Raw genomic sequence first — 11,627 nt, 5'->3', positions numbered from 1 at the left:
TTATTTGGTTGGAACTGAGGTGAAGCTGCGTCAGATTGGTTAAATTAGCGATCGCATCAGGTATTTCAGTTAGCTCTACTCGAATTAAAATAAGTTCCTCTAAATGTAGTATTTGCGTTACCACATCGGGAATGTTCTCTAAAGGATTGCCACTAATATCCAACTTACGCAAATTAGCCAAACCCAATAGTTCGAGTGGAAGCGTTTTTAAATTGTTGCCTGAAACCTTTTCGAGATAGCGGTTTCCTACTTCTTCATAACCTTTAACCTTCTTTCCTAAAATCAAAGACTCAAGCTGCTGCAACTTACCAATTTCTACAGGTAACTCAGTCAACTCCTGCCCCGACAAGTCTAACTCTCGCCATCCCTCAGCCACGGCGCGATCTATCAGTACCAACAACTCATCCTGCGTCATAATTCCAAGGAGAAGGGTAAAAGGAAAGAAGATTGATGAAGATTAAGTAGTCGGACAAAAATATTTACAGTCATTGCGACCGGAATGAAGCAATCCCAGCCCTTGCGATTGCTTCATTCCGCAACTCTTGGAGACGCTACCGCGTAGCTTGCTTCCCCGTAGGGGTACGCTCTATTCGCAATAAAATTGTGTAATTAATTCTGTCTGACTACTTATCTTAACTGATTAGGGAAAAATACTAGATTATCTGGATGCCTAAGCCAGGAAATCACCCTCCTGACTTAGACATCCAGTAGTTATCGGTGCATTATGAGTCCTAAATATGGCCAATACGATTCGGATAAGGTTTTTTGATGACACGCCCTAGATCATAAAGACGCGATAAATCGCCGTCTCTACAATAATCAGTCCTTTGTAGAGACGGCGATTTATCGCGTCTCGAAAACCCAAAATTTTTGCCAGTAGCTCTTAAATGAACTGTATTGATTTTTAAGTACGAACAACAAGCTCAATCCCACAATAATATTGAAGGCAAGTTATTGTTAGCCAGACGCAGCAATTGATAACCAATTCCAGATATACCGGGTAAAAAGCCAGGATTAAATACAGAATTGGGTAAGTTGGGGAACAGTTGATAAGCTCCAGTTCGCTTGGCTCTAGCCACAACATTTGTTACATTCTGGTGAGCAATTTGATGCCAATCAGGACGAGAACAGATTTTTGCACCGACTAACAGCACTTCCGCCCGGCCAAAGTTGCCACAGCACAAGTGATCGATCGCTTGTAAGCCAAAATTTTGAGTAGTTTGGAGAGCAATTTCAATTTCTTGTTGAATTTCTGGCGTTTCCACGATTCTCAAACTGCCTAAGCGTCCTAAACCAATGCCGGCTGCACCATGACACCACTTATTTGCAAAGTCAGGTTGTCCTGATTGTCCCATTCTGCGGAAGTCTGGCCAGTTGGCGGTGGACTGGCAAAAGACGCTACGCTCATACTCAATTCCTGCTAAACCTGCTTCTAAGTACTTGCCCTCTGAGGTTGCGGCATAAAGTCTGAGCAAGGCATAAGAGATGCCTGCGGCTCCATGAGAGAAGCCAGTTAAGGGCTTATCCCAATAAGTATGCCAAGCTTTGGGCGCACCGTTGTGGCTAACTTGACGGTTAATTAAATGTTGTCCACAGGCGATCGCTTTTTCTAATACGGTTGCTTCTCCTGTGGCTTGATACAGGGATAATAACCCTAAAATTGCCCCTGCTGCTCCACTCATAATATCCAAGTGTTCATCGGCAGCAATTAGTTCTGGTGTCATCAACTCGGCTAATACTTGAGCGTCTGGCAACAACGTCACATCGTTGAGGAATTGACTAATTTTCACCAGGCTATAGATCATCGATCCTAAACCTGTTGCACCCCCAACGCCCATGAAACGAGCCATGCGCTCCCAAGTTTCTGGCTCAATGGTGTGGATTTGGCGACGCAGAGATTGCATTGTCCTCAATGCTAAATCACGGTAACGGGAATCACCAGTTACTTGACTCAGTGCAGCTAAAAACAAGGCAACTCCAGAGCGTCCGTCAGAGAGACAATTATTCAATACTTGCAGTTGATATCGTTCAGCGCGAGGCACAAAGTCTAAGCCAATCCAGTTAACGCTGCCATCAGGGTCAGAAATGGCTCTGGTTTCCAGTTGAGTGGCGATTTCTTTGGCTTCAACAATCAATTGTTCTGAATTTAGCAACGGTAACGATTCGCCTTGCCATTGCCCACCTTGGCGGCTGAAAGTGGTTGCAATCTTGGCATCGAAGGAGCCTTGAATAATCGCTACTTGTCGAGCTAGGTCGGTTTCATCTAGAGATTGTAACTGGTTGAGCAGGTCTTGGTAACTGGATTGCTTGAAGTAGTTGGGAATGGCAGAAGAACCGTTTAAACTCAGTTCATCAACCACCGCGCTAGCCGTGAAGAAGGGAATATCCAATTGTTCCATTGCTCGGAGTTCCGCGCTTAAAACAGGAAAGGCGTTTGGTTTATCTTGAGCAACTAGAAAAGCACGGCTGAGAACATCGAGTTGAATACTGTAATCTACGCCGTGTTTGAGGTAATCGGGTGCTAAAGCTTTTTGGAGGATGATGCCATAGATGCGGGTGTTGCGGAAGATAAAGCGCACCTGCTGATTTTGCATCGCAGATAGCAAACTTTGGCGTGAAATTAAGAAATCTTTGTGCGCCATCAAAAAGCGATACATCTGCTCAAACCCAGTGGTGATTTGTTGTTGATAATCGTTTGGAGACAGAGCAGTTTCACCCAAGAATGGCACATTTTTACCAATCGGCAAGGTTACAGGCTCAGACAACAGATGCATATTATCTGTATTAATGTTCTGCCAGCGCGGCACTTTGCGGGGAGAGAGTCGGGGATCTGTGCTGCCTAGTCCGCTAATATCATAAGCGACACTGCGATCGCCACTAAAATCCCAACGCGGTAAAAGTCCGGTGCGGAGTACGGAATCCCAAAATTGTCGTGTGGCGGTTGTTTCTAAATCTTGGGTAAGCGGTGAGTCTTCAATGAGATTTGGTTCATGGTGCAGCAGCGTTTCCATGTCAATCAGCACCAGATGTTCGCCATTAGCAATTAAATTTTCGTAATGGCAATCTGTTCCCCGCAAAGCGTAAAGCACACACAACAACATCCCAGAACGCTGATAGAATCGTTTCGCAGCTGCTTCATCCACACAAGGCAACTGTTCAACATGTTCTACCCAACCATAACCGTTGCGCTCTAGCACCTGAATGACTTTAAAATCTAAAAGATTGCTGTGTTGATTGCACCAATCCAAAAATTGGTTAAAGACAACCTCTAATCCTAAATCTTTGGGTTTATAAACAAGTTTAAGTCCAGATTCAAAGGTGAGCGAAATCACCGTTCGTCCGCGTTTGTGTGCATCGGAAATCGATGTTTGAATTTCAGCAACTTTATTTTGAGAAAATGGAGCGATCGCTTGATTAAAAGTTCGTTGAATATCTGTCCTATCTGCAACTAAACGTTCGAGAAATTCAGCAGTGAACTCAACCCAAAAATTGACGGCTGTTGCCACTAACCGACCGAGAACTGGATACTTCTGGAAAAAGGTCAGCATTCCATCTTCTAGGAGTTGATTGACAAACTTAATGTAGTGAGTGTTATTATTTTGTGTTTCCAGCCCTAGTAAGCCGAGCAAGCTTTGACCAAAGGGACGCACCTGAGAAAATTCAAAATCTAATGTCTTTGTGCAAATTCCTGCTAATCGTTTCAGTAAACCACGTTCTAAAGAACTGTAAGCGTCATGGGAAAGAATTGATAAGGGAAGACAATCTTGGGTGAATTGACTGTTGCAGCGAGTCAGTAATTGCTGTCTGGCTACTAAGATAGCAGGCAAAAGTATATCTTCAAAGGTAATCGGATTTTGTGAATCGATTGGTAGAAATACTTCGGTTGCAGAATTGAATCCTGTAGCAGTTTGGATGATTTGCTGCAAGGTTTCTGCCCACTCAGGCAAAGCTTGATCGGCAAGCAACTCGATAGTTCCCAATTTGGAACTAACAGTATCGAAGTCTAGTCCTTCCCACTGTAAACGTTTATGCAATGTATCCAATTTACCTTCTGCTGCAACTTCGCACCAGCGATGTTTACGACGGTTAATTTCTTGTTCGTTGACTTGCTCGACTGCAAATCTGCTTTCATCAAGCCGTTCCCAGATAAAGCTAGCGTTGGCTGCGATCGCTCTTAAATCGTCTGATGTTTTCTGTTGGGATAAGCGAACAAGTTGTTGAACCATAGCTGGATTTCTCATAGTTGGAGTTAAAAGGTAAGTATCAGTTCTGGTCTACGTTTTAATAGTTGGCATTAACAACAATAGCGTTCGTCTGAGAGGATGTTTGAAAAGTGTTTGATTGTGATTTTAATTGCGTTGTTACCCCCCTTAGTCCCCCCTTTACAAGGGGGGAAACAAGAAAAATCCGGTTCCCTCCCCTTTACAAGGGGAGGGTTAGGGAGGGGTAAAAAAATATTTGATACATCAATCACGACTTTTAAAACATCCTCTGAAATAACTTTTAAATTAAGTACTAATTAAGTAGGTATAATTAAAATAACTTGTAATTCTTAATTGAATTAGTTGGGGTACAAGTCCCCAACAGAGAAAGACCAAAAATTACGAATTATGAGAGATAGCAGTGTCCGCCACCACAGCCGGCTGTGTGGCATAATTTAGGCGCACTATCAGCCATTGCACCGCCACTAACACTGAGTAATTCTTCTTCGCTCAGTTCGTTGGAGTCCACAAAGGTCAGTTCTGACAGCATTTGAGCTACGCTTTCGGCTGTGAAAGTATAACCTTTTTCTGCACTGGCAATTAGCAACAGTTTGATGGCTTCTGTTTGGGTAACTGCTGCTTGTATATTCTCGCGTAGTTGGCTATTTTGAAGTAGGCTTTGAATTTGTGACAACATAATTTTATTTTCTCCGATTCGGTGATAGTAATTGTTAATTGAATTCCCTCTTTTCTTGATGAAAAAAGTAAAGAGGGAATTTGTTATGCAGCATTTCTTTCTGCGTTGAGCCTCAGTACCAAGTATGGAAATTATCCAAATTAAAATATTGGGAAAGTTGGATATAAAAAGCTGTTTTAGAAAAACAACCTGACCTTGGAGGCTACAATGCCAAGGAGAAGCTACATACCTTTTTTAGCAGTGTCCGCCACCACAACCTTCTGTATGACATAGCTTAGGCGCACTATCAGCCATCAATCCACCACTAACACTGAGTAATTCTTCTTCACTCAGTTCGTTAGAATCCACAAAGGTTAGTTCGGACAGCATTTGAGAGATAGCTTCAACTGTGAAGTTATAACCTTTCTCTGCACTAGCGATCGCTAGCACTTTGATGGCTTCTGCTTGGTTAGTTGCTGCTTTTACTTGCTGTTGTAGTTGGGCGTTTTGAAGCAAATCTTTGATTTGGTGTAGCATACGTTTGTTCTCCGTTTTGATTGACTTATTGATACGGCAGAGATTGTGCGCTTGTTTTGGGCGGTGTTCTCTGCTTTTCTGATTTGAATTTAGACAGAAAGAGGGGAGAAGTAGGGGAGATAAGTGCAATTGCGGAAAAATTTTTCCGCACAGATTAATTGGGGATGGGGCATTGGGAATGGGGCATTGGGCATGGGTAAGAAGGGCAAAGGGGGAAAGGGTTTATTTCTTCTTCATCATTTACCCTTTACCCTTTACCCTTTAACCTTTTTCCCTCTTGTTGCTCTCTGCCATCTCTATGATGCTGATATCTGCATTACTGCTGTAACATTTAAAGCCAATATGTAGTTTTGCTGTAGTTAAATATCCTAACGATCAACTAAAGATACAATCGCTATACCAAATTGATTGATCTATCTAGGAGATATTAAGGAGTTGGTGATGAGCGCTAAACAATTGGAGCAGGTGAAGCAATTGCAAGCTACCCTCACCAAAATGGAAGTGACATTAGGTGCGATCGCTGATGCTGTAGTCTGGGTAGGAGAAGACCGACGCATTCAATGGTGCAATTCTAGCTTTGAGGGTTTGGTGAATCAACGCCACAACACTGTCACCGGCACAAAGTTAACTGACCTGTTACCCCTAGCACAAGTAGGACAACCAGTTGCTTTACCTTGCTATCCTGATGTGCGGATACTCAATGGTGAGTACGAAACAGCAAATTATCAGTTCCAGAAGGGTGAGCGGACTTTAACACTACAAATTTCCGGTAACTGTAGCGGAATGACTGACGATCGCTGTGCAATACTGGTAATTCGGGATATTACGCAGACAAAACAAACTCAAGAATCCCTGCAAGAGATTGAGGAGCGTTTGCAGACATTAATTAACGCTACACCCGATATTATCTGTTTAAAAGACGGCGAGGGAAAATGGTTACTATCAAACCAGGCTAACTTAGAATTTTTACAGCTACAAGGCGTTGATTATCAAGGCAAAACAGACTCAGAACTAGCAGAATTTAGCAATTTTTATCACGATGCTTTGCTCAACTGCGACAAAACAGATGAACAAGCTTGGCAATTGGGATGTGTGCATCGGGTAGAAGAAGTTATACCCCGACCTGATGGGACGGTGAGCAGTGTAGATATGATTAAAGCTCCCCTATTTCACCAGGATGGTAGACGCAAAGCTTTGGTGGTTTTAGGGCGGGATTTGAGCGAACGCAAACAAACTCAAGTAGCCTTAGAAAACTCTTTGTCTCTGTTAAGCGCTATCTTTGAATCGATTCAAGACGGTATCTTAGTAGTCGATAGCTTAAGTAATATCACTAGTTATAACCAAAAGTTCTTAGAGATGTGGTCAATTCCACCAGAACTTTTGACAGAACCAGATCATCCTCAGCGGTTGGCGTATTTGGCAAAGCAGCTAAAAGACCCGAATATGTTTTTGCAACGAGTCCGAGAATTATATTCACAACCTGAAGTAGTTAGTTACGACTTATTAGAATTACAAGATGGCAGAGTATTTGAGCGATACTCCTGTCCTCAGCGCATCGGCGAACAGATTATTGGTAGAGTGTGGAGTTTCCGCGACATTACCCAACGCCAAAGGGCAGAAGAAGCTCTGCGGCAAAGTGAGCTACAATACCGCAGTATTTTTGAAGCTATTAATGATGGACTATTTATTACTGAAATAGAAACTGAAAAAGTCACCGAAGTTAATCCTGCGGCTTGTCAGATGCACGGTTACTCTTATGAAGAATTTCTCACTTTACATCCATCTGTTTACATTCACCCAGACTCACATTCTGTTTTTTTAGAGTTTCTCGAAACAACGCAATCTGGTGAGCAATTTTATGGGCCAGCAGTTGATATCTGCAAAGATGGCACTTTGATAGATGTAGAAGTTAAAGGGACAACTTGCATTTACAACGGTAAGCCACACATCTTAGCGATAGTGCGCGATATTACTGCTCGCAAACGTACTGAGGAAGCCTTGCGACAAAGCGAAGTCCAGTATCGGGATTTGGTGCAAACAGCCAACTGCATCATTCTGCGTTGGGACGGTAACGGTAATATCATATTTTTAAATGATTACGGTCAAAGGATTTTTGGTTTCGATTTAGATGAAATTATCGGACGTAATGTTATCGGCACAATTGTTCCAGAAACCGAAACTTCTGGACGCGACTTACAAACATTAATGGTTGATATTTGTCAACACCCAGAAAACTATTTATTCAACGAAAATGAAAACTTATGCCAAAATGGCGATCGCGTTTGGATAGTCTGGGCAAATAAACCTATTTTAGATGCACAAGGAAACTTAGTCGAAATACTTTCAGTCGGCACTGATGCCACAGAACGTAAACGTGCCGAAGCAGCCCTCCAAGAAAGTGAGTTAAAATTCCGCAGCATTGTTGAAAATGCCAATGATCTGATATTTGTCCTTTCGCCAGAGGGAATGTTTACTTATCACTCGCCAAATGTGACTGCAATTTTGGGTTACAGCCTGGAGGAAGTAGAAGGTCATTCGGTGGTGGAGTTTACCAAACCTGAAGATTTAGCAATTAGCGTCACCGCCTTACAAAAAGCTCTAACTGGCGAAAAGCTGACTGATATTGAGGTGCGATTGCGACACAAAGACGGTAGCTGGCGATGGTTCAACTTTAACACTTCCACAATCAACACTCCCAACGGTGAAATTGCGATCGCAGGTGTGGGACGCGATATTACAGAACGTAAGCAAGCTGAAGAAGCTTTGCGTCGTAGTGAAATGAAATACCGCAACATCTTTGAAAATTCCCAAGTGGGGATTTTCCGCACCTGCCAAAAGGATGGATTGATTATCGATGCAAATCAACGTGGTGCTGAGATATTAGGTTTTTCCTCTGCTGCTGACTTAATTGGCAAGTATTTCACAACTGACTTATATGTTAATCCAGGCGATCGCACGCGGATGCTAGCAGAGTTAGAAAAGGACGGTGAAGTTCGTAATTTTGAAATAGCACTGCGACGGCTCGATGGTTCGGTTGTTTGGTTACTGTTGTCACTGCGCCTCAATGCCGAAGAATCTTGTCTCGATTCTGTTTTTACAGATATTAGCGAACGGCAAGCCGCGCTACGCGAACGCAAACAGCAAGAACAGGCTTTACGCTTAATTGTTGAGGGCACAGCAGCAAAAACAGGTGATGAATTTTTCAATTCCTGCGTTCGTTACCTTGCCGAAGTATTGCAAGTTCAATATGCCCTAGTTACTGAGTTTGGTGATGAGCCAAAAACTAAAGTCCGCACTTTAGCATTTTGGTGTGGTGGGACTATTAACGAGAACTTGGAATATGATTTGCAAGGTACTCCTTGTGAACATACCTTGCAAGGCAATATGTGTCACTACCCCCAAGCAGTACAAGCCGCTTTCCCCCAAGATGCAGATTTAGTGAAGATGAATGCCGAGAGTTTTTTTGGCGTTCCTCTAACCAGTTCATCCGGCGAAATCATCGGACATCTAGCAGTGATAGATGTTAAACCAATGAAGCATGATCCCGGACGGGAACTGATTCTTAAAATTTTTGCTGCCCGTGCCGGTGCCGAACTGGAACGGAAACAAGCAGAAGCAGCCCTACAGCAAAGTGAGTTAAAGTTTCGCACTATCGTTGAAAAGGTCAACGATATGCTGTTTGTTATTAGTCCTGATGGGGTATTTAACTATATTTCCCCTAATATATTGAATACCACCGGATTTGCTCCTAGCGAAATGGAGGGCAATTCCTTGGCATCTTTTACTCATCCTGATGATGTGCCAGTATGTTTTGAAGCCGCCCAAACTATCCTGGCAACAGGTGAGGGAATTTCGGGAACTGAGTACCGCGCCAAACATCGGACTAAAGGCTGGGTTTGGCTAACTGCTAATGCAGTCCGCACACAAGATGCCCAAGGTAATTTTCAGATTGTGGGTGTAGCTCGTGATATTAGCGATCGCAAACAAGCAGAAGCAGCTTTACAACGTCGGACTCAAGCAGAAAGTTTACTCAGTAGCATTTCTCGCCAATTTATTGACCAAAATTTAGATACAGCAATTAATTTTACACTGCGAGCGATCGCTGAGTTTATTAGTGCCGAACACAGTTGCATCTTTGAATTATCCGAAGATCAAAGGCGGTTCGACCTCATTCATGAATGGTGTGGCGAAGGTGTCGAGCCATTGATTGATCTTGCCAAAGGATCACCTGTAGAAAGTTTTCCCTATTTTTATGCTCCAATCCTGCTGGGCAACCATATACAAATCCCTTGTGTCGCAGAATTGCCACCTGATACACCAGAGAGAAAGCTATTTGAGGGGATGTCGTTTCAGTCTGTAGTTGCTGTACCCATGCTTCACTCTGGTGAAGTAGTTGGATTTGTTGGTACAGCGATGATTCACTTTTGTCAAACCTGGAGTCAAGAGGATCTGAATCTATTAAAGCTGGTAGGTGAAATAATTGCGATCGGTCGAGCTAGACATCAAGCAGAAGAAGCGCTGAGAATTGCCAAAGAAGCCGCCGAAACTGCCAACCGTGCCAAAAGTGCTTTCCTGGCTAATATGAGCCACGAACTTCGCACGCCTCTGAATGCCATTCTGGGTTTTTCTCAGTTAATGGAACGAGATACTAGCCTCAACTCAAACCAGCGTGAATCTTTAGCTACCATTAACCGCAGTGGAGAACACTTGCTAAACCTGATTAATGATGTCCTAGAAATGTCCAAAATTGAGGCTGGACAAATTATTTTCAACCCTGAAGACTTCGACCTTTATCTGCTGTTGCAAACATTACAAGAAATGTTTCAGGTAAGGGCACAAACAAAGCAATTGTTCCTCAGATTTGAAATTGCTCCCAATCTTCCCCGCTATATACAAACAGACGAGGGAAAACTCCGCCAAGTCCTGATTAACCTTTTGGGTAACGCCGTCAAGTTTACTCAAACAGGGGGAGTAACTTTAAGGGTCAGATTAGGGAGTGAGAGTAGAGGAGCAGGGGAGGCAGGGGAAGCAGGGGAGGAAAAACTATTATGCCCAATGCCCAATGCCCCATGCCCAATGCCCCATGCCCCATGCCCAATGCCCAATGCCCCATTTCTTCACTTTGAAGTCGAAGACACTGGACGGGGAATAGCACCAGAAGAAATGAATAACCTGTTTCAACCTTTTGTCCAGACGACAAGCGGTATCCAAACCAAGGAGGGAACTGGACTAGGGCTGACTATCAGCCGTCAATTTGTGCGGTTACTGGGAGGCGATATTCACTTGACGAGTAGCGTTAGACAAGGATCTACTTTTAGTTTTGACATCCAAGTGAATTTAGCCGCAGCTTTGAAAGCTGCACCAAAATTGAGTAAGGGACGTGTACTCAAGCTGGCAGCAGACCAACCATCTTACCGGGTTCTGGTAGTGGATGACCGCAAAGAAAACCGCGATTTAATTGTGCAACTTCTTGGTAGTATTGGCTTTGAGATTAAGGCTGCGAATAATGGACAAGAAGCGATCGCAATTTGGCAAACCTGGCAACCTCACCTAATTTGGATGGATATGCGGATGCCTGTAATGAACGGTTACGATGCAACAAAAGAGATTAGAGCCAGGGAAAAAAATACAACTACAAATCACCGCACCGTAATTATTGCCCTAACTGCCAGTGCTTTTGAAGAACAACAGGCAAGTATCTTAGCCGCAGGTTGCGATGACTTAGTTCGTAAGCCATTCCGGGAGCAAGTGATTTTTGAAAAGATCGCTGAATATTTGCAGGTGCGTTATGTTTACGCAGAAGAAAGCCGTGAAGAAGCAACAGACAACAACCTAGAAAATATTGAATTTTCCATCTTGGATCTTCGCTCTGCAATTACCGTTATGCCTGCCCAATGGGTAACAGAACTTAATCAGGCAGCCGTCGAAGTCGATGCTGAAAGGATTTTCCAACTAATTGAGCAAATTCCACCAACACATTCCGCTTTGGCAGAAAAATTGGCAAATTTAGTCCGTAGTTTCTGCTTCGATGAAATTATCGGATTAACGGAGGATAACTTGTAATATCATGTCCGGCAAATTACTTGTGATATTTCATTGCGAATGCAACGTTCGCGGTAGCGTCTCGTAGAGAAGTGGAATGAAGCAATCACAAGCAATACTACACGCTTTGTGCATTTTTACCTCGGAATTTGATTTGGGGAAAAGGTTAA

General features: G+C 43.2%; 5 protein-coding genes. 1 reads left to right on the top strand and 4 read right to left on the bottom strand.

The window, feature by feature from the left end:
• The 4 genes from RRG12_RS22390 to RRG12_RS22375 all read right to left on the bottom strand — a co-directional run.
• A partial coding sequence (locus RRG12_RS22390) for a leucine-rich repeat domain-containing protein (RefSeq protein ID WP_420760762.1) occupies positions 1-415 on the bottom strand: 415 nt, incomplete at its 3' end.
• 508 nt (positions 416-923) lie between these two features.
• On the bottom strand, positions 924-4,226 hold the full coding sequence (locus RRG12_RS22385) for a type 2 lanthipeptide synthetase LanM family protein (RefSeq protein WP_420760761.1): 3,303 nt from the start codon (positions 4,224-4,226) through the stop codon (positions 924-926).
• 382 nt (positions 4,227-4,608) lie between these two features.
• Positions 4,609-4,899 carry a Nif11-like leader peptide family natural product precursor gene (locus tag RRG12_RS22380; RefSeq protein ID WP_069069406.1) on the bottom strand — a complete coding sequence of 97 codons (291 nt, stop codon included), beginning with the start codon at positions 4,897-4,899 and terminating at the stop codon, positions 4,609-4,611.
• Between the two features lie 234 nt (positions 4,900-5,133).
• The gene (locus tag RRG12_RS22375; RefSeq protein ID WP_420760760.1) at positions 5,134-5,415 is read right to left on the bottom strand and encodes a Nif11-like leader peptide family RiPP precursor; all 282 of its coding nucleotides are present in this window, start codon (positions 5,413-5,415) and stop codon (positions 5,134-5,136) included.
• Between the two features lie 441 nt (positions 5,416-5,856).
• Here RRG12_RS22375 and RRG12_RS22370 point away from each other — a divergent pair, with 441 nt between their 5' ends.
• Positions 5,857-11,478 carry a PAS domain S-box protein gene (locus RRG12_RS22370; protein ID WP_420760759.1) on the top strand — a complete coding sequence of 1,874 codons (5,622 nt, stop codon included), beginning with the start codon at positions 5,857-5,859 and terminating at the stop codon, positions 11,476-11,478.
• Positions 11,479-11,627: the final 149 nt, after the last annotated feature.

The sequence above is a fragment of the Nostoc sp. CALU 546 genome (assembly GCF_048836525.1).
This window is presented reverse-complemented; position numbering and strand designations above follow the sequence as displayed.

What these genes read in the sequence shown, in the direction of transcription:
- RRG12_RS22385 (WP_420760761.1), bottom strand. Translation starts at nt 4,226, where the DNA reads ATGGTTCAACAACTTGTTCGCTTATCCCAACAGAAAACATCAGACGAT.
- RRG12_RS22380 (WP_069069406.1), bottom strand. Translation starts at nt 4,899, where the DNA reads ATGTTGTCACAAATTCAAAGCCTACTTCAAAATAGCCAACTACGCGAG.
- RRG12_RS22375 (WP_420760760.1), bottom strand. Translation starts at nt 5,415, where the DNA reads ATGCTACACCAAATCAAAGATTTGCTTCAAAACGCCCAACTACAACAG.
- RRG12_RS22370 (WP_420760759.1), top strand. Translation starts at nt 5,857, where the DNA reads ATGAGCGCTAAACAATTGGAGCAGGTGAAGCAATTGCAAGCTACCCTC.